Here is a 20,313-nt window from a genome sequence, read left to right on the forward strand (position 1 = left end):
CCCAATTCAGAAAAAATAATAGATTTTAAAAATAATTTCTTTTGCATCCAGATTGTTTTTTTGTGAAGGAAAGAATCATTGGAGGGAAAAACGAGCATATGAATAAGTCCTTATCGGCCGTTATGCATCGCGCAAAGCCGATCTTGTCGAAAGTTCCGGAAGTTACAGTCTATTTTTGGATTACCAAGGTGCTGACTACTGGAATGGGAGAGGTGTTTTCTGATTATCTAGTCAATCATATGAATCCGATCATTGCAGTTGCTCTTGGGGGATTTGGTTTAGCTGCCTCATTGGTACTTCAATTCTTAGTAAGAAGATATGTGCCATGGATCTACTGGTTCGTTATTGTGATGGTCAGTATTTTTGGTACGATGGCTGCTGATGCTGTGCATGTTGTGTTGGGAGTCCCATACCTTGTATCAACTGTGTTTTTTGTAGCGACACTGGCAGTTATATTCTTCATTTGGAACGCGTTCGAGAAGACTCTATCTATACACAGTATTTACACGACTCGCCGCGAGATTTTTTACTGGTGCACCGTACTGGGTACGTTCGCCTTTGGTACTTCTGCAGGTGACATGACCGCGTCAACGATGCACTTAGGTTACTTTTCTTCTGGGGTGCTGTTTGCTGTCTTGCTTGCCATTCCAGCTCTAGGGTATTGGTTGTTTGGTCTAAATGAGATATTTGCCTTCTGGTTTGCCTACATCATGACTCGTCCAGTAGGTGCCTCGTTTTCGGACTGGATCTCGACGTCTCACGGTGGTCTTGGGCTGGGCGAAGGTCCGGTCAGTCTTGTCTTAACGATTATTATTGTTGTTCTTGTTGGCTACTTGACGATTAGCAAAAAAGATCGTAAGGATGAGTCTGCCGCGGCATAGAAGCGATAGAAAGCTCACTCGTCCATAGTTTTTTTGTTGTAATTGAATATAAGTATATAAATGTTTCTCACCTGCACACGAGAAGTACGGAGCATAAATAATAAAAAAGAAGCAGAAAATCACTTAGGATTTCCTGCTTCTTTTTTTATAAAGAAAATACTTGAGATACTGCTATTCGTTAGTACACGACAACCGGTTCATAAGTGCTGAGATTATCATACACAGTTTTCGCAACACTAGGAGGGAGGTTGACACATCCGCCCGAACCTGCCGTTAAATAGGCATTATTTGCCCAGTTTGTCCGCCAGCCGGCATCGTGGAACCCTTGTCCGCTGTTTGTGAATGGAGCCCAGTAATCTACCTTAACGGAATAATCCGGTTTACCTACTGCGCTGCCTCTGAGTGTGTACGGTGATCGTTTATAGAGGATATACCACACGCCCGGTGATGTATCTTCACTCGTGCTATGTTTACCAGTCACTACACTCGTTGTAACTGCCAATTTTCCATCTTTGTAAATCCAAATTTGCTGTTCTGCAATTGACACTTCAGCATACGTGTCTCCAATGCCATTATTCGCTGTTGTTTCATAACCGATGCCTTTATTCTCCCAGCCATTTCCGTAAATATTAGAAGCAGAAAGCGATTTTTCCCCTTTTTCGAAGGCTTCTTGGATTTGTTTTGCTTCTTTTTCAACATCTATTGCCCAGCCGTAGCCTTCTCCTTTTACTGATATGACCGAACCAGAATGGGTTGTAAATGTGAAGTTTTTATTTAATGTCGATTGAGATTTATTAATTTCAGTAATCTTGTTCTTAATGTCACTCGCGTCGATTGTAACCTTCATATCCTTTGACATAGAGGCATTTTTAATTAGATCTTTAGCTGTTAAAGAGTAAACTTCATTTTGTACCTTATAATCAATGGTTTGTTGAAGAAGATCCTGTAGCGCTTTCTCTTCTTTTTTTACGATCGGATCATTTTCTTTAATAGGCTGTATGTATACAGGATTCAAATGGATTTCACTTTTATACTTCTGCTTGTCGTAATCTTTTAATAGATTAGCCACATCATACTGTTTTCCGTCAATGCTTTTTGAGATAACAACTTTGCCCTGTTCAAGCTTCGCCATAGCATCTTGAGGCGCTTTTAAATCTTTATTCATAGATATGAGCTTTTCTTCTACAAGTTTTTTCATCGTTTCGCTTCGATATTGATCCGCCTTTTCCGGTATCAGCCAATAATTTTTTTCCTTTGAGGAAGGGAAAAATGTCCACTGGCTTTTTAATAGTTTCTTAACTTTAGGCAAATCTTCATCTGTAAATCCTATTTGTGTATCTTTTTCATCTAAAATTTGTTGTTGACCGACATAGACTTTGTTTTCTAATACAGATGTTTTTAATTTCTTTATTGCCTGATCAGCAGTCAGACCGCCAACTTTTGTTTCATTAATCGTAACCTGTGAATTGAATCGGGTTGTCTGATAATAACTAATTCCCGCAATTAGGAGTGCAATCATAACGATGACACCCGTTGCGATAAACTTCCAATTTTTAGAACGTTTAATTGAGTTTACCCGTTTTTTATCAACTTCTTCAACTGATTCACTTAGCGTGTTGTTGTTCATAAATCATTCCTCCGCATACCTAATATAACCCCGGTATCACCGTCAACCGATGTTAAATTAGTGTTTTTGCATTCAAAACCATTGATTAGTTTACCTTATTATTCTTAAATTTTCATTATTTTTTTACCAGATTTTACAGTAATGAATCGATTAAAGTTGGATTTTTGCTATAATGTGATAATCAAATTCTTTCGATTCACAATGAATAGCCCCTTACAAGCCCTTTGTAAGCCCATCAAAAGCCCCTTGCAAGTAATAAATCATTACAAAAACAAAAACAAAACAAAAAAACTACTACTACAAGAATCGCTTCGAAGAAAATAAAATCGTAGTAGTAATTTTTTATAAAATAAAACTACCAAATTTCCTCGCTCATCTTTATATCTATTAAGGAAACGGTAATTTCATATTTGCGGCTAAAGATGGGGGGGATACATATGGCAGTATACCGGAATGTACGGATAAATTTTTGGCAAGATGATTTTGTCTTGGACTTAACACCGGAGGAACGATACTTTTACATATATTTGTTAACATGCTCTAAAACTACGCAATGCGGCATTTATTCGTTGCCGAAGCGTTTAGCGGAGATGGAAACAGGTTACAACAGAGAGACTGTCGAGAAGCTGCTGCAGCGGTTTATCGATTATGGAAAAATATTATATGATGCAGAAACGAAGGAGCTATACATCCAGAACTGGGTGCGCTATAACCCAGTTACGAACACGAACGTCGAGAAATGTGTGTTGCGCGAGCTAAAGACTGTGAAAAGCAAAAAGTTTGTACATATGTTTCTTCAAAAATGTTTGGAGGAAGAGCTGAGCATTCCGCTATTATTGGAGCATTTCGGCATGCCAGTTGAGGAGGTTGTTCCTCAAGAAGCGCATGAAAGTTGCAAAGCGGATTCAGGCAGTGACGTATTTACGTTTTATCAACGACACTTCGGCAGCTTGTCGCCGTATACGGCAGAGGAGCTGAACAGCTGGATTGAGGACTTATCGGAGCAGCTCGTATTAAAAGCACTCCAGATTGCTCATGAAAACAACAAGCGGACGCTTGCTTATCCCCCATTAACGGGCAGTAAGCCCCCACCTTAAGATTCACAGAGAATTAAAGAAGGTAGGTGGGGGACAACTGCCCGTAAAAGCCTGATTGCTTCAACTAACCATCAGTGGGGAAGAAAACCCCCACTAATGGAAGTTTCACTTTATGTGAAGGGCATTTTACGAGATTGGTATGGAAAAGGATATATGAAACTTTGTGAAGTAGAGGAAGCAGAAGTGAGGTTTCGGAAGAAGGAACCGTCTGTTGCCCACGATACTGAGAAGTTTCTAAAGCAGTGTGAAGAATGGGAGAAAAACGTACCGCCTGAAGAAGAGCTGCAGAAGTTATTGGAGGAGTGGCATCCGTAAACTGGAAGAGGAAGATTGCGTCTTTGTAGGCTACGCGCATAATACATTGGCAGAAGTAGACACTAAAGGAGCTGTCTTGTGTTACTATGGGAAGAAGCTAAGGAAAAACATCATAGAATGCTTAAGATTTTTGTTTTACGTAGCGGAAAAAGAAAGGCGGTGAGTCTGTTAATAAAAAATAGGCAAATGTCTATGTTTTTAATAGCAGAAAACAATGAACAACTACAAATTAACAATTCAATATGACGGCGGCCGCTATAAGGGTTGGCAGCGTCTTGGTAATAACGATAATACCATTCAAGGGAAAATAGAAAATGTATTATCTGAAATGCTAGGAAAAGAAATTGAAATCATTGGATGCAGCAGAACAGACGCTGGTGTACACGCTCTTAATCAAGTAGCTAATTTTACGATTGATGAGAATGTAACGGAACCTAAAGTGAAAAAGTACTTAAATCAATACTTACCAAATGATATTAGTATTATTGATGTAGAATTAGTTCCAGAGCGTTTCCATGCTCGCTACAACTCGAAGGCGAAAACGTATTTATATAAGATTTGGAATGAAGAACATACAAATCCATTCATGCGAAAATACAGCATGCACGTTGGAAAAAAATTAAATATTGAACATATGAAAAAAGCAGCTCAATATTTAATCGGTTCACATGATTTTACTGCTTTTTCAAATGCTAAATCTAAGAAAAAGTCTATGGTTCGAGAAGTATATAAGCTTGATATCGTTGAAGAAGAAGGCTTTATCCAAATTAGAATAAGCGGAAACGGATTTCTTCACAATATGGTGAGAAAAATTGTTGGAGCGTTAATAGAAGTTGGATTAGGCCAGTTAGACGCTGAAGCAATACCACAAATTTTAGAGGCGAAACAACGAAATCAAATCAATTGTCTTGCTGATGCAAGTGGGCTGTATTTAGAGAAGGTTGATTTTTAATTGGATAATAAGGAACAACAAAATCCCAGTAAGTAAATGGAGTCACTTACTGGGATTTTGTTGTTTCGGTTGTAAATAAGGGTTTAGAATAAAAATATAAATCGTTGAAAGTTTGTAGACACTAAATTGTTTATGTGAAAATAAAAATTTACTATACATGCAAAGGGGAATTTGCAATGAATGAAACGATTTCAAAGCTACTAGAACAAATTGATGTAAGAAAAGATGAATTAGTAGAACTGGTAAAAACATTAATTCGTTTTGAAACTCCTGCACCACCAGCAAGAAATACAAATGAAGCGCAGCAGTTTGTCGCTGATTTTTTAACGAAGCGTGATTTTAAGATTGATAAATGGGACGTGTATCCGAATGATCCAAATATTGTTGGAGTGAAACAGGGTACAGCAGGAGACTCACACAAAAGCTTAATTATTAATGGGCATATGGATGTAGCAGAAGTCTCAGCAGATGAACCATGGGAAACGGGGCCGTTTGAACCTTTTATAAAAGATGGGTGGCTTGTTGGCCGCGGCGCTGCTGATATGAAAGGTGGACTAGCTGGAGCTCTATTTGCCATTCAGCTTTTACAAGAAGCTGGTATTGAATTGCCTGGGGACTTGATTTTTCAATCGGTAATTGGAGAAGAAGTAGGAGAAGCGGGAACACTTCAATGTTGTAAGCGTGGATATAATGCTGATTTTGCAGTTGTTGTGGATACAAGTGATTTACATATGCAAGGTCAAGGCGGGGTTATTACAGGATGGATTACTGTGAAAAGTCCGCAAACGTTTCATGATGCAACGCGCAGACAAATGATTCATGCCGGTGGTCGTTTGTTTGGAGCGAGTGCGATTGAAAAGATGATGAAAATTGTGCAAGGATTGCAAGAGTTAGAAAGACACTGGGCTGTTATGAAAACATACGATGGTTATCCAGTAGGGACAACGACAATTAATCCAGCAGTCATTGAAGGAGGACGTCATGCGGCATTTATTGCGGATGAATGCCGATTATGGATTACGGTACACTTCTACCCAAATGAAACACATCAACAGGTAATTGAGGAAATTGAAGATTATATTGGCAGACTTGCGGCAGCTGATCCATGGTTGCGTGAAAATCCTCCACAATTTAAATGGGGCGGGGAATCTATGATTGTGGATCGTGGTGAAATCTTTCCTTCATTAGAAGTTGATCAAGATCATCCAGCAGTGCGACAACTTGCAGCTGTACATGAATCGACATTGCACCGCAGTGCCATTCTTGATATGTCTGCTACAGTAACGGATGGGGGATGGTTTAGTGAATTTAACATTCCAGCAGTGATTTACGGACCAGGCACGTTGGAAGAAGCGCACTCAGTGAATGAAAAAGTTGAGATAGGACAGCTTGTTGAGTTTACAAAAGTGATGTTGTCATTTATTTATAAGTGGTGTTATACAAAAAAGGGCGTTCTTTAAGAACACCCTTTTTTGCTGTACTTATAGAAATTTCAAAGAGATCCATATGATATATATAAACTCCTATGGATTCATGACAGAGCGATAATCTTTACGTATTCAGCCCGTACTTTTTTAATCGATATTGCAGGTTTTGCCTGCTTAATCCTAAGTATTTCGCTGCCTGTGAGATATTACCATTATGTTCGTTAAGAATTTGAATAATATATTCTTTTTCCATTTCTTTTATTGTGTTCTTTAAAGTTCTAGATGTGTGATCTGAGTTATCAGTTTCCCACCTAGCTAGAGGAGGGTGAATATTTAATTCATTTTTTACTAGCTCGTAAAAACGTGTTGGAATATGAGATGTTGTAATCATTTCTTCATCTTCTATTAAATTCATAGACCCTTCAATTATATGTTCTAATTCTCTTATATTTCCAGGCCAATCGTGTGTATAGAAAAAGTCTCTGACGTTGTCATCTATACCTTTTACTTTTAAGCCAAATTGCATATTATATTTTTCAATAAAACTACGAAGAAGTGGTAAGATGTCTTCTTTTCGCTTTCTTAAAGGTGGAAGAAATAAAGTAACAACACTTAATCTATAGTATAGGTCTTTTCGTAAGCGATTGTGCGCGATGGCCTCAATTGGATCTTCATTAATAGTTGCTATGATTCGAACGTCTACTTCTTTTTCTTGTGTTCCTCCGATTCTTCGTATTGTTTTATCTTGTATCGCACGTAATAATTTAGCTTGAAGCGCTGGACTTAATGAGTTAATTTCATCTAATAATAAAGTTCCCCCGTGTGCTTCTTCAAATAAACCTGGTTTATCTATTGCACCTGTGAAAGCTCCTTTGTTTGTGCCGAATAATAAGCTTTCCATTAGGGTTTCAGGTATAGCAGCACAATTTTGTGAGATAAAAGGCTTACTTGCACGGTGACTTTCATTATGAATACTTTGTGCAAATAATTCTTTTCCGGTTCCTGTTTCTCCCATGATAAGTATAGAGGAAGAGGTGCGTGTTACTCTTTTTGCTTCTGCAATAACCGATTGAATGGCTTTAGAATTACCTATTATATGATTAAAGGTAAATTTAGTATTATGCCCTCGAAGGGCATTCGCTTTACTCGTTTGTCTTATCTGGGGAATCTCTTTTACTATTTCAATAGCGCCTTTTATTTTTCCATTTTCTACTATGGGAAAGGTATCATTAATTGTTGTGATCTCTTGCCCTTTATTATTAAAATAAGTTTGCTTTATATTTTTTCTCGCTTTTCCCAGTTGTAATGCTTCTATAAGTGTACTGTTTTGATTTTCTTCAAATGCAAATACCTCTAAAAGGTTTTTATATAGTACCTCCTTATGATTCATTGATTCAATTTCCATCATTTTGCGGTTGTAGATGATCGTTTTACCTTCTTCATTAATCATGTGAATCCCAATATCAATTTCATTGAGTAAGGTTTCATATAGCATATTCATTTCGACTAATTTTTTGAGATTGATTTCTTCTGTGTGCATCGTTCATCTTCTCCTTGTTATACCCTATGAAGACTGACTTTTCTTAATTTTAATAAAATTATTGCAAGTATGCAAAAAAAATTTGCGTTTTTTGGGTTAAAAATCTTTAAAGGAGAAGAAAAATTTTGCGTATATTAAAATTTTTTCAGTACTAACTCTTAATTCCACGTAAGAAATTAGGTTGGTACATATCTTGCATATTAATAGTTGAATGTTCTGATTTTTTCGGGAGGTGAATTGGAAGATTTACATGTTTATTTAATAAGAAAGAGGGGTTTAAAAGATGAAGACAGTCATAGAAAACGTGTACAGTCCTTGTTACGGTAAGGTTGAAAAATTATTTATTAATGAAAGTTCCTATGTGTATGAGTGGGAGAAATTAGCTTTAATTGAAACTATGGATAAGCAGAAAGTAGAAATTAAAGTGGGAATCAGTGGCTATGTGGAAGTGTTAGAAGTAGAAGAAGGACAAGCTATCACAAATCAAACATTATTAATAACAGTCAGGGATGATCTGTTGATCACAGGAAGTGATTAATACAAAGCCTTCTGGATTATGTACCGTTTTCTAATGCTCTTTTAAACAATTGCTTAATTTATATCACTATCAAGTGGAGCCTAAGAAAGTTTTCGTATGAACTATCTATCGTATTTTGGTTTTTTCTTGTATTGGGAGATTTTCTTTTGAAAAATCTCCCTTCTATTACAAATCTATAGTAACGATGAAATAAAAATGCACTTTATTCATTTTTATTTTTCATATTAAATTTAAAGCGTTTACATTTCGGGGTGCTTATAAAGTGAAGCTTCCATCAGCGGGGGTCTTACTGTCCGCGAATAGCGGGATAAAATTAAAGGGGGGTTCATATGGAAAAGCAAAATCAGGAGTTAAAGCGAGAGCTAAAAAGTCGACACATATTTATGATTGCACTTGGAGGGGTTATTGGTACAGGTCTTTTCTTAGGATCAGGTTATACAATTCATGAAGCAGGGCCAGGCGGGGCGATTGCAGCGTATCTTGTTGGGAGCTTTGTTATGTATTTAACGATGCTTTGTCTTGGAGAGTTAGCTGTTGCTATGCCGAATGCAGGATCTTATCAAGTGTATGCTACAAAGTATATTTCACCTGCAGTAGGTTATGTAGTTGGTTGGATGTCATGGTTAAACTGGGCTGCTACGATAGGGATTGAGTTGATTGCAGTAAGTATTTTAATGAAGCGGTGGTTTCCAGAGGTACCATCTTGGATATGGTGCATCGTGTTTGCAGTCCTTCTTTTTTCGATTAATGTATTATCCTCACGGAGCTTTGCAGAGTTTGAGTTTTGGATTGCCGGTATTAAAGTAATTACAATTATTGCATTTATTATTTTAGGCGGGGCGGCGATGTTTGGATTTTTACATATGAAAGGAACTGACGCAGCACCGATGCTTTCAAACTTTACTGATCACGGGGGACTGTTCCCGAATGGACTGAAAGCGATTCTAATTACAATGATTGCTGTTAATTTCTCCTTTCAGGGGACCGAAATTGTTGGGATTACGGCCGGTGAGAGTGAAAACCCGGAGAAAACCATTCCGAAAGCAATTAGAAATACAGCTTGGCGTATATTCATTTTCTTTATCCTTTCTATGTTCATACTCGCTGGGTTATTCCCATGGGAAAAAGCGGGATTAGTAGAAAGTCCATTCGTAGTTGTATTTGATAAAATTGGGATTCCGTATGCCGCAGATATTATGAACTTTGTTATTATTACAGCGGTGTTATCAGTAGCAAATTCAGGCTTATATGCAACTTCTCGTATGCTTTGGTCTATGGCGAATCAAGGGATGATTAGTCCAATTTTTGGGAAGTTATCTAAAAAGGGTGTTCCTATTTATGCATTAATTACAAGTTTGATTTTTGGTTGTCTTTCTTTATTATCCGGTATATATGCAGAGGATACAGTTTATTTATGGCTTCTTTCTATTGCAGGATTCGGTGGAATACTAGTCTGGGCATCGATTGGTTTATCAAATTTTCTAGGGAGAAGAGCATATATAAAACAAGGCGGGGATATTAAGGATTTGAAATTTAAAACGCCGTTGTATCCGATTGTGCCACTTCTTTGTTTTGGATTAAATATGGCCGTAATTGTGAGCATGGCTTTTATTCCAGATCAACGTATGGCATTGTATTGCGGTATTCCGTTTACGATTGTTTGCTTACTGTTTTACCGTTTTTCTAAAAATAAGAACAACAAAATGAAACAGGTTGAAGAAGCAAATACGAGAGAAGCGCAAAGTTTATAATAAAGTGAAACTTTCATCAGCGGGGAATGAAAAAACATTGATGAAAGTTTCACTTTATCCTCCGCCTAAATTTTTGTTTTTGGCGTAATTTTAAGGTGAGAGTATTACTGCTCACCAATAGCAGGATAAAAATTTAGGTTGATGAGGTAAAGACAAGGGAAAAGAGATGCATGTTAGCTAGAGACATGCATCTCTTTTCTTTATAGTGTGGAATAATAGGTTTTACTGTTCTTTCTCCGATTTATTTTTAATCTCAGTTAACTTTTCCTTCGTTAATTCTACTGCAATTGCATCATCTAAGTATCCAATCGGAAATACGTAATCTGGAATAATATCGGTTGATAAAACAAAATATAGCAAGGCGCTTCCGATAATTGCTCGTTCTTGCGGTGTAATAGATTCTTTGCAAAATTGATCATACATATCTTTTAGTTGATCGATGAAAGGACCTGTGCTATCAAGTTGTTGCAACTTTGTTGAAAATCCTTCGTTAATGAGGCGTTGTCCTTCTGTTGTTTTCGCATAGCGTTCGTAATTTTCAAGTTCTTGTTTTACACGAGTTGTTGTGTATTCGTAGTCAAATAAGTTAGAGGATTGTAATGTATTTTGAATTGCATCAATTGATGTATACATTTCTGTTTGGGATTCAGCTGTTTGTTGAGGATGTTTTACGTACATTGCATCATATAAGTACTGTATAGGAATTTGCAGACATTCGGCAAACTTTTGAAGATGTTTTTGCTTCGCTTGTTGCTTTCCATTAATAATTCGTGAAATGGTGGAGGGATCGATATTGGTTAGCGTTCCAAACTGCCGCATAGATAAAGCACGCTCTTGTAATAATTCTTTTAATACCGTACCGAGTTGATGATTTATATTTTGAGTAGACATAGTTTTAGGCGCTCCTTCTTGTTACTGAAATGTTGAGATTTTATTAGAAGTATATGAAACAGACAGGCACAGTTGCTCAATATTTGCATAAGGTACAATAAAAAATGCAATAAAGGAGCGTTTGTTGATGTATATAACGAATTTGTTTTCTATGTAATTGGGAGTATTGGTACTATGTCAGTCGTTGCTTAGTAAGGAGACAGAACAGGGAAGGAAGCAAAGTAATGTGTTAATGCGCATTTTACGTAATCCAGAAGCAGCTGATTTCGATGGATCGAAATCAATTGGTTTTTCAGAAGCAATTGTACTTGGAATTGCACTATCCATTAATAATATTGCAGGTGGTTTTGATGCAGGTATAACAAATTTGAATCTGTGGATGACGGCTATTATTTCTGGTTTCTTCAGCTTTTTAAGTGTTAGGTTCTTTTCTTACGTAGTTAAAAAGTATTTAGCGGTGTATTTAGGAAAATGGGCAACTATAATTGCAGGTGCTTTGCTTATTATAATTGCAGTGGGTCAACTCTTATAAGAGAAAGGTGGGCTTCCATCAATAGGCGGAGACTCACTGCTCGTTAAGCAAGGAATCAAACAAACTTCTGCAATTTCCTCGGAAATACAACAAACCATTGCATATGTCGACGACCTTTTATTTATACTAACATAGACTTTATTCAATGGAAGGGGTGTTAGTATGGGACGCGGTAAATCTTTTGATCATAAGAAAAAAGGACACGATCATCAACCTCCAAAGGGTGCTTACATTCATAAAGATGTAAATGAACATACGTTAGAAGAGGAAGAATTACCAGTAAATATTGAAACATATAAAAATAGTTTAAAAAAACATTAAAAAGCACCTAAAGAGGTGCTTTTTTTACCGCTTTAATGGGAGGAGTGTTATTTTACTGGAATGTTCACTTTACCGAATATCTTCAATCAATTGCTCTGTTTCCTCATACATTTCATAATCACTTAGCACTTGAATACAGCGCCATTTTAACTCTTCAATATTTTGTTCTAAATCTTCTGGGATTAGGTTTTGAATGTCTTCTAACTCTATGCCGAAGTGAATGACTTCCAGTACTTTATCATCAATGCTTCGGTCCATTAACAATTCCAGTACATCTAAATTAAATATGTATCGATAGGCTTCATCAAGGGAAACAACTTTTAATTTTAAACTTTCGACGATGCTTAATACAAAAAGAAGAATGGTTTTCTCGAGAATTGCCTGATCTTCTGTTTGAAGGATAAGTTTCATAAGCACCTCCATTTTATCCCGCTATTCGTGGGCAGTAAGAACTGATTAGTGAACGATTTAGAAAGAAAGGTATTCTCTGACTGGAAGTTTTATGTGATAAAACACTGGGTTGTACTATACTATTCGGAGGTGTATAGAAAATATGCAAGATTATACAGAAAAAAGCGCCATTTTAGACGCTTTTTAAAAAATACTCCAGCCTTCTTGTTCAGAAAGTAACTCTAATATTTTTAATCCAGCAAGGCTATTACCGTTTTCATCTAGTGCAGGACCGAAAATACCAATACCCATTTCACCTTTTACACAGCCAAAGATACCACCAGCTACACCGCTCTTTGCTGGAATTCCAACACGAATTGCAAATTCTCCAGATTCGTTGTACATACCACACGTTACCATAAAGGTTTTGCAAATTTTTGTAATGTGTTTTGGAATAATTTGTTTGTTGCGATATGGATCATAACCATCCATCGCAAAGATAAGTCCGATACGAGCTAAGTCGATACAGTTTACTTCAATTGCACATTGGCGTGTATATAGATCCATTAATTCTTCAATATCACCATCGATAATGTTGTTTTGCTTCATATAGTAGCAAAGAGAGCGGTTTAAATAAGCAGTTTCTAATTCAGAGATGGCAACTTTAGAAGAGTAGTTAATGGAAGGGTTATCTGCAATATCACGAACAAAGTGAAGGATGCGTTCCATCTTTTCTTCATTGCACTCTCCTGTAATCATACTTGTGATAGCTAATGCCCCGGCATTAATCATTGGATTTAATGGTTTGGAGGGACTTGTTGTTTCTAATTTAATAATAGAATTAAAAGGATCACCTGTAGGTTCCATGCCAACTTTAGAAAATACATACTCTTCACCGCGGTCTAAAAGAGCAAGAGCAAGTGTAATTACTTTTGAAATACTTTGAAGCGTAAAGAGTACCTGGGACTTTCCGGCATGAACGTAATGGCTTTCTTTATTGTAAATCGCGATACCTAAATCATCGGGATTTGCATTTCCTAATTCGGGAATATATGTTGCAAGCTTCCCTTGTTTTGTATAAGGTTGAACTTGGTCTAATAACTGTTGTAAGTTGCTAGTTTCGATACACTGCATAATCAACACTCCTATTATATTAGTTACTAAATTTAACTTTCCCGACAAGCGTGGAAATAAATAATAACATGAAAATGAGGAATGATAAAATGAAACTTCTATTCATGAGGGCGCTTCGTTATTTGTAAAAACGGTAATTTCAATCCATTGCTGTTTAGTGATTAGAATAAGGATGAATCCCACTGACATCTAGGATTAAGGGAAATAAATCCATAAAAATTCAAAAATAATAACTACACATCTATACAACTATATGTTATTATGTTCATGTGATAGAAAGCGTGTTCTAAAACTTTTTTTATAAATGGTAACGTTTTCATAATTTTGAATAGGAGGAATTCAGATGTTGCAGTTTTTACAACGTATTGGTAAAGCATTAATGCTTCCAATTGCAGTATTGCCAGCAGCAGGGCTCTTGCTTCGTTTAGGGCAGCCTGACGTATTTAATATTCCTGTTATGGCGCAAGCCGGTGCAGCAATCTTTGATAATTTAGCACTTATTTTTGCGATTGGTGTTGCAGTTGGTTTGTCTGTTGACGGCAGCGGTGCCGCAGCTCTTGCGGGTGCAATTGGTTATGAGGTTTTGAAAAATACGACTGATACTTTAAGTAAAGGGTATTCAGCGGCAGAGTTAAACGATAAATTACAAAGTGTGCAACATTTAGTTGGTTCTGTGGATCCATCTAAAATGGCCGATACTTTAGGTCAGGTTGCGAAAGCGGCAACGTTAGCACCGAAAATTAATATGGCCATTTTAGGCGGTATTATTGCAGGTGTAGTTGCGGGATTGCTATATAATAAATTCCATAAAATTAAATTACCAGAATGGCTAGGATTCTTTGCTGGTAAACGTTTTGTTCCCATTATTACAGCTGTAGTGATGCTACTATTAGGTTTAGTGTTTGGAGAAATTTGGCCAACAATTCAAAGCGGTATCGATGCAGTAGCACATGGTATCGTTAACTTAGGAGCACTTGGTGCAGGAATTTTTGGATTATTAAACCGTTTATTAATTCCGATTGGTTTACACCATGTAATGAACACATATTTCTGGTTTGTGCTTGGTGATTTTACAAACTCAGCAGGAAACGTTGTAAATGGCGATATCGCTCGTTTCTTTGCGGGAGATCCAACTGCAGGTATGTTTATGACTGGTTTCTTCCCAATTATGATGTTTGGTTTACCAGCAGCATGTTTTGCGATGATTGCAGCAGCAAAACCAGAAAAGCGTAAAGCAGTTACTGGTATGTTAATTGGTCTTGCATTAACTTCATTCTTGACTGGTATTACAGAACCAATTGAATTCTCATTTATGTTCTTATCACCAGTATTATATGGTATTCATGCTGTCTTAACAGGCCTTTCTTTATTTATCACAACAACGCTTGGCATTCATGATGGATTCTCATTTAGTGCCGGTGCAATTGACTATGTTATTAACTTCGGTATTGCAACAAAACCAGTACTATTAGCAGTTGTAGGTTTAGTTTATGCAGCAATTTACTTCTTTGTCTTCTACTTCTTAATCAAGAAATTAGATTTAAAAACACCTGGTCGTGAAGATGATGATGAGTTAGTGGAAGAAGGAACGGTTGAGGCAGGGGAAGCTGGTTCTATCGGTGAAACATATGTAGCAGCGTTAGGCGGAAAAGAAAACTTAACAGTAATTGACAACTGTGCAACTCGCCTTCGTTTACAAGTAAAAGATGCAAACTTAGTAAATGAATCAGCATTAAAACGTGCTGGTGCAAAAGGTGTCATGAAATTAAGTAATACAAGTGTACAAGTTATCGTTGGTACAAACGTTGAGTCTGTTGCTGATGATATGAAAAAACATGTATAAATAATAAACAAGAAATCCCTCATTGATAAAAATGAGGGATTTTTTATCCCGTTATTTGCCGGCAGTAAGCCCCCCGCCTCAAGATTCAGAGAAAAACGCAGAAGATAGAGGGATAGATGCCCGATTGGTAAGAGCTTTCTATAAATCGAGGATGAAGAAAATACCATTGATGGAAGTGTTATTTCATTACAAATGTAACGACTATCTTGCATTTTCAATGCTCTTTTTTATTTTTTTATGTATGACGTTGGTAAACTACTCATTGCGTGATAAAGTAGGATGTAAAATGGGCAACTATGCAAAAAGGCAGGTTTTTATTGTTATGAAATCTCACAGACCGATTGTATATATAAAGCGAACGATTATTCTCAGTCTGTTGTTTACCCTTATATATTGGGGATATACGAAAATTACTTCTCACAATAAAGAAAAGGAAACGTTGCAAGCGGTGAAAGAAGTAAAGAAGGAAGATGTAGAGAAAAATCCAAATCCGAATCTAAGTCCAAAAGAATTGCCAGTTGAGCAACCTACGCATGATATAAATAATAATGCGCAGTTGGATGAGTACTTAAAGAGTAAAAACTTCAATGGTACAGCTGTTGTTATAAAGAATGGAAAGGTTCTTTTGAATAAAGGATATGGACTTGCCAATCAAGATAAAAAAGTTGCTAATAATTCAGAGACATCTTACTATATTGGGTCAATTACAAAAGCTTTTGTCGCAACTTCCATCATGCAATTGAAAGAACAACATAAATTAAACACAGAAGATACTGTCGCGAAATATATTCCTGATTTCCCAAGAGGCAGGGAGATTAAATTAGTACATCTCCTTACACATACATCAGGTATTCCAGAGTACCCAGAGGGAGCAGAGGACATTACTCATGATGAACTCATCAAAAGAATAGGACATCAAAAATTAGCATTCCCTCCCGGATCGAATTGGAAATACTCTGATTCTAACTACTCTGTGCTTGCGTATATTGTAGAGAAAGTGAGTGGAGAATCTCTTCAGGATTATATTCAAAAGCATATATTTGACGTAGCTGGTATGAATCACTCAGGATTTGGTGACAACTTTCAACAAGAAAAATATCCTTCTACCGGATATAAAATTGTAGATAATAAGATGACAACATCAGCTTTACCAAGCATGTCGCAATTGTTTGGATGTGGTGATATATATATGACCTCATATGATTTATATTTATTTGATCAAGCTTTATTTACAGGAAAGCTCATTTCAAATGAAAGTTATCATCAAATGTTTACAGCAGTTAAAAAAGATTATGGTTTTGGTTGGTATGTGGACCCAGGTAGTTACTCAAATCATGGCGTTATGCCGGGATGGAATTGTTTAAATAGTTTTAGCAAAAATGGAAGTGAGTATGTGGTTTTATTATCTAATATTCAAAATAACATTAAATCGTTTGGTGTATTAAGTAATGATATTTATACGATGATTCGGCATGTAGAGGGTTAGAAAGCTATCTTATGAGATAGCTTTTTTCATTTGGATAAATACTTGAAAAATGAGATAATAATAAAAATATGTAAAAAAGTGGGGTTTGATATGGGGATTCATGAACATCATGCCCGGAATGGGAAAAGGTTATTTCTTCTTTCTAGCTTTATATTTTTTGCTGCTATTATAGCGTTTATACTTGATTATATTCGGACACCGTATTTTCAGTGGAACAAGAATACTATGACCTTTGTAAGTATGATTATAACGGCCTTTCTTTTTATGATTTATAGTTTTATAGAAAAAGGGAGAGCTAAGAAAATTGGAACAACAATTTGTATTGAAGAGACATTACCGATGCTGGAGCAACAGCGATTTGTCATAAGAAGAGAAACGTCTTTAGTCACGTCAATTACATACTTTTCAATGGATGGAAATACAATGGGCGGTTTAAGAGAAGAATATGAAACAGAAGTGCAAAAAGTTTGGAAAATTTTTGTATCTTTTTTCTTGAAATCATTGCATGAAAAGCGCTTTGTTTTGTATAACGAACTAGGAGAAGAGATGTTAATTGTAAGACAAAGAGCGGGAATGCACCTTTCTTATACGTTTCATGACTTGGCGGGAGATAAGATTTGTGAACTGAAACAGACGTGGAATTTAAAAAAGCTGGAATGGCTTTTGAGGTCTGAGCATGATGAACAAATTGGAGAAGTTACTGGAGATTTGCATGCCAATATTCAAAAGGGACGCTGGAAAGATGGCAGTTATATTGAAGTAAAAGAAGATGCGATTCCAGTAGAAGCAATTGAATATTTTTCTGCGAGCGGCGGTTCGCTCGTTAATTTGTCGATTGCGGAATATGCAAAGTATGAGAAAGCTTTGTATTATGCGGTAGCCGCAATATTGACATTGAAAAATCGTTAGAAGTCTTTCCTTAAATGGAAACGATTTTTTGTTGACAGAAATACCATGTTGTAACTATAATTGTTACAACATGAAGGTGAAGGAGTAAAAATAATGACATTACAAATAAAAGTATATTCCGATTATGTTTGCCCATTTTGTTTTATTGGTGAGCAACCATTACAAGAAGCAATTCAAGGAAAAGATGTAGAAGTAGAATGGATGCCGTTTGAATTACGACCATATCCAGCGGAACGTATTGATCCATGGAATGAACCAGACAAGTTAGGCATGTTTCAAAGTACAATTGCACCGTGGGCAGAGCAAATGGGTGTTGATATAAAATTACCTCGTTTGTCACCACATCCATATACACATACTGCATTTGAAGGATATCAATATGCAAAAGAAAATGGAAAAGGAAATGAATATCAACATCGTGTGTTTACTGCATTCTTCCAAGAGGAGCGTAATATTGGAGAAGTGGATGTGCTTGTAGAAATAGCTGGAGAAGTGGGATTAAATCAAGATGAGTTTCGCCAAGCGCTAGAGAATGGTACGTATAAAGAGGCGCATCAACAAGCAGTTCACCACGCTTATTATGAACAAGGCGTACAAGCTGTGCCGACATTTGTTATTGGCGAGAGTGTGGTACAAGGTGTACGTAATAAAGCAACGTTAGAAGCTGTCATTGAACAGGAACTAAAAAAAGAAAAAGTAACAGTCTCAAATGGTATGACGTGTAATATAGAAGGTTGTGAGTAAGGGAAGGCAGATGCGTAGTACATCTGCCTTTTTACTTTATTTTACAACTTCAATTTTCATCAGATTTGTCGTTCCGCGTTCGTTAACAGGGATACCCGCTGTTACAATGATAATATCTTGCGTAGAGACAAGTTGTTGTTCTTTAGCGTTACATAATGCTTGCTCGATTACTTCATCTGTCGTTTGTTTTGATGCAGTGAAAAATGGATGTACGCCCCATACGAGTGCGAGTTGCTGCATAACAGATTGTTCAGATGTTGTTGCGATAATAGGAGTGTGCGGGCGATATTTTGAAATCATTTGCGCTGTATAACCACTTTTGGTTGGTGTTAAAATCGCCTTTGCTTGTAAGGAATAAGCTGCTTGGACAGCAGCAGCACTAATTGTTTCTGTTATTTGTTTATGGTTATCATGAAGCAATTGCTTTTGATTTTGGAATAAAGAAGACTCCTCTACTTGCAGAGCGATTTTATTCATCATTTGTACGGCTTCTATTGGGTAGTCACCGGCAGCTGTTTCTCCTGAGAGCATAATCGCATCTGTGCCATCAAAGATTGCATTTGCTACGTCTGAAGCTTCTGCTCTTGTTGGTCTTGGATTTCTTTGCATAGAATCCAGCATTTGCGTTGCCGTAATGACTGGTTTTCCGAGCAGATTACAGGTATGAATTAATTCTTTTTGAATAATTGGTACATATTCTGCTGGAATTTCAATGCCCATGTCACCGCGGGCAACCATAATTCCATCCACAACTTCTACAATTTCTTTTATATTATCAATTCCCTCTTGATTTTCAATTTTTGCGATGATGCGAATATGTGAGGCATTATGCTTTGCTAATATGTCGCGTACTTCTAAAATATCAGCAGCTTTACGTACAAAGGAGATTGCGATGTAATCAACACGTTGCTCTATTCCGAAAAGAATATCTTGTTTATCTTTTTCCGTAATACCAGGCAGGCGGATTTTTACATTTGGCACATTCACACCTTTATGATCTTTAATAATCCCGCCATGTATAACTTTTGTTTGTAACTCACCATTTGTCTTTTCTGTTACTTCTAGCTCTAATAATCCATCATCAAGTAATAGATGAGACCCTACTTCTACATCATCGTATAGACCTTCATATGTGACAGAAAACTGTTTAGATGTTCCGAGTACCTTTTTCATTGAAACGGTAACAGGCGTACCTTCAAGCAGTTCTGCTTGTCCGCCTTCAAATTCATCGATTCGAATTTTAGGCCCTTTAATATCCTGTAAGAGTGCAATGTTTTTTTTAGCTGCCGCTGCGGCTTTTCGTATCGTATTGATACGTGCTTCATGTTCTTCGTGTGTTCCATGAGAAAAATTTAACCGAGCCACATTCATTCCAGACTCTAGTAAAGAAAGTAATGTTTCGTATTGATCACTTGCAGGTCCAATTGTGCAAACGATTTTTGTTTTTCGCATATAAAATTCCTCCTTTTTTAAACCACATATTAACGGACAATAAATCCCCTACTGCTGGAAGTTTTCGCTATTCGTAGGCAGTAGACCTCTTCAGGGAAAACGAAGAAGATAGGCAGGGAAAAGGCCTGTAAAAGCCCGATTGGCGAGAGCTTTCCATTCGGTGGGGATAGAAGTTTCACTTTATGAGAAGTTTATCCCTACCGTGGAAGAAATATTATTTTCACCGTGGTTTGCAATGTATATAGCCATCTATACAAAAAAGGTGTGCCAAAACAGGCACACTTTTTTAATCTGTTTCAAAAAAACTATAACAGAATAGGGAGAGAGAGTATTACAGATTGAAGTAAATACGACTCTTATACTGCAGAAAAGGATTCCTTCATTAAGAATATCAAAAAAAATGAAATTATTAAAAGAGGCTAATTAAATCAAGATTTAATTAGTGTTTTCACTATGTTCATATTAGTTTGCTCACTGTTTCAC

At 36.7% G+C, this 20,313-nt stretch carries 15 protein-coding genes and 4 pseudogenes; 13 read left to right on the forward strand and 6 right to left on the reverse strand.

Going from position 1 to position 20,313, the window contains the following annotated elements:
• Positions 1 to 98 precede the first annotated feature (98 nt).
• Positions 99 to 881, forward strand: coding sequence for a COG4705 family protein (locus AB1284_RS00540; protein ID WP_429752487.1), 783 nt, complete (start codon positions 99 to 101; stop codon positions 879 to 881).
• A gap of 178 nt (positions 882 to 1,059) precedes the next feature.
• Here AB1284_RS00540 and AB1284_RS00545 read toward each other — a convergent pair whose 3' ends face one another.
• Positions 1,060 to 2,508, reverse strand: coding sequence for a L,D-transpeptidase family protein (locus tag AB1284_RS00545; protein WP_429752485.1), 1,449 nt, complete (start codon positions 2,506 to 2,508; stop codon positions 1,060 to 1,062).
• Positions 2,509 to 2,945: 437 nt separating this feature from the next.
• Between AB1284_RS00545 and AB1284_RS00550 the strand changes: the two are divergent.
• From AB1284_RS00550 to AB1284_RS00565, 4 genes and pseudogenes are all read left to right on the forward strand, one after another.
• Positions 2,946 to 3,569, forward strand: a pseudogene (locus tag AB1284_RS00550) (DnaD domain protein); the annotation flags it as partial.
• A gap of 147 nt (positions 3,570 to 3,716) precedes the next feature.
• Positions 3,717 to 3,920: pseudogene (locus tag AB1284_RS00555) on the forward strand (DnaD domain-containing protein); the annotation flags it as partial.
• A gap of 214 nt (positions 3,921 to 4,134) precedes the next feature.
• Positions 4,135 to 4,872, forward strand: a complete 738-nt coding sequence (truA, locus tag AB1284_RS00560; protein ID WP_429752484.1) for a tRNA pseudouridine(38-40) synthase TruA — start codon at positions 4,135 to 4,137, stop codon at positions 4,870 to 4,872.
• A gap of 176 nt (positions 4,873 to 5,048) precedes the next feature.
• Positions 5,049 to 6,332, forward strand: a complete 1,284-nt coding sequence (locus tag AB1284_RS00565; RefSeq protein ID WP_429752482.1) for an acetylornithine deacetylase — start codon at positions 5,049 to 5,051, stop codon at positions 6,330 to 6,332.
• A gap of 91 nt (positions 6,333 to 6,423) precedes the next feature.
• On the opposite strand, the gene AB1284_RS00570 is transcribed toward AB1284_RS00565, so the two are convergent.
• Positions 6,424 to 7,839 (reverse strand): sigma-54 interaction domain-containing protein, encoded by a 1,416-nt coding sequence (locus AB1284_RS00570; RefSeq protein ID WP_429752480.1) that lies wholly within the window; start codon positions 7,837 to 7,839, stop codon positions 6,424 to 6,426.
• A gap of 283 nt (positions 7,840 to 8,122) precedes the next feature.
• Between AB1284_RS00570 and AB1284_RS00575 the strand changes: the two genes are divergently transcribed.
• Positions 8,123 to 8,377: a biotin/lipoyl-containing protein gene (locus tag AB1284_RS00575; protein ID WP_429752478.1), complete on the forward strand. Its 255-nt coding sequence runs from the start codon at positions 8,123 to 8,125 to the stop codon at positions 8,375 to 8,377.
• 329 nt (positions 8,378 to 8,706) lie between these two features.
• Positions 8,707 to 10,128, forward strand: a complete 1,422-nt coding sequence (locus tag AB1284_RS00580; RefSeq protein WP_429752476.1) for an amino acid permease — start codon at positions 8,707 to 8,709, stop codon at positions 10,126 to 10,128.
• A 222-nt stretch (positions 10,129 to 10,350) separates the two neighbouring features.
• Here AB1284_RS00580 and AB1284_RS00585 read toward each other — a convergent pair whose 3' ends face one another.
• Positions 10,351 to 11,019: a helix-turn-helix domain-containing protein gene (locus AB1284_RS00585; RefSeq protein WP_429752474.1), complete on the reverse strand. Its 669-nt coding sequence runs from the start codon at positions 11,017 to 11,019 to the stop codon at positions 10,351 to 10,353.
• Positions 11,020 to 11,176: 157 nt separating this feature from the next.
• On the opposite strand from AB1284_RS00585, the pseudogene AB1284_RS00590 reads away from it, so the two are divergent.
• A pseudogene (locus tag AB1284_RS00590) lies at positions 11,177 to 11,551 on the forward strand (manganese efflux pump); the annotation flags it as partial.
• Positions 11,552 to 11,713: 162 nt separating this feature from the next.
• A complete protein-coding gene (locus AB1284_RS00595) occupies positions 11,714 to 11,872 on the forward strand; it encodes a hypothetical protein (RefSeq protein ID WP_020061179.1) in 159 nt (52 codons plus the stop codon).
• Positions 11,873 to 11,941: 69 nt separating this feature from the next.
• Here the strand turns inward: AB1284_RS00595 and AB1284_RS00600 are convergent, their stop codons facing one another.
• Positions 11,942 to 12,283 carry a DUF3969 family protein gene (locus tag AB1284_RS00600; RefSeq protein ID WP_336483774.1) on the reverse strand — a complete coding sequence of 114 codons (342 nt, stop codon included), beginning with the start codon at positions 12,281 to 12,283 and terminating at the stop codon, positions 11,942 to 11,944.
• A 183-nt stretch (positions 12,284 to 12,466) separates the two neighbouring features.
• Positions 12,467 to 13,396, reverse strand: a complete 930-nt coding sequence (gene glsA, locus AB1284_RS00605) for a glutaminase A (RefSeq protein WP_429752471.1) — start codon at positions 13,394 to 13,396, stop codon at positions 12,467 to 12,469.
• A gap of 343 nt (positions 13,397 to 13,739) precedes the next feature.
• Here glsA and nagE point away from each other — a divergent pair, with 343 nt between their 5' ends.
• The 4 genes from nagE (at position 13,740) to AB1284_RS00625 (ending at position 18,378) form a co-directional block, all read left to right on the forward strand.
• On the forward strand, positions 13,740 to 15,239 hold the full coding sequence (gene nagE / locus AB1284_RS00610; RefSeq protein WP_429752469.1) for an N-acetylglucosamine-specific PTS transporter subunit IIBC: 1,500 nt from the start codon (positions 13,740 to 13,742) through the stop codon (positions 15,237 to 15,239).
• 286 nt (positions 15,240 to 15,525) lie between these two features.
• A complete protein-coding gene (locus tag AB1284_RS00615; RefSeq protein WP_429754381.1) occupies positions 15,526 to 16,725 on the forward strand; it encodes a serine hydrolase domain-containing protein in 1,200 nt (399 codons plus the stop codon).
• A gap of 90 nt (positions 16,726 to 16,815) precedes the next feature.
• Complete coding sequence (locus AB1284_RS00620; RefSeq protein WP_429752467.1) at positions 16,816 to 17,634, forward strand: sugar ABC transporter ATP-binding protein; 819 nt, start codon at positions 16,816 to 16,818, stop codon at positions 17,632 to 17,634.
• A 93-nt stretch (positions 17,635 to 17,727) separates the two neighbouring features.
• Positions 17,728 to 18,378 (forward strand): DsbA family oxidoreductase, encoded by a 651-nt coding sequence (locus AB1284_RS00625; RefSeq protein ID WP_429752465.1) that lies wholly within the window; start codon positions 17,728 to 17,730, stop codon positions 18,376 to 18,378.
• A gap of 42 nt (positions 18,379 to 18,420) precedes the next feature.
• On the opposite strand, the pseudogene pyk reads toward AB1284_RS00625, so the two are convergent.
• Positions 18,421 to 19,830 (reverse strand): annotated as a pseudogene (gene pyk / locus AB1284_RS00630) (pyruvate kinase); the annotation flags it as partial.
• Positions 19,831 to 20,313 lie beyond the last annotated feature (483 nt).

The sequence above is a fragment of the Bacillus sp. S2(2024) genome (genome assembly GCF_050474045.1).
GTDB classification, from domain to species: Bacteria; Bacillota; Bacilli; order Bacillales; family Bacillaceae_G; genus Bacillus_A; species Bacillus_A yunxiaonensis.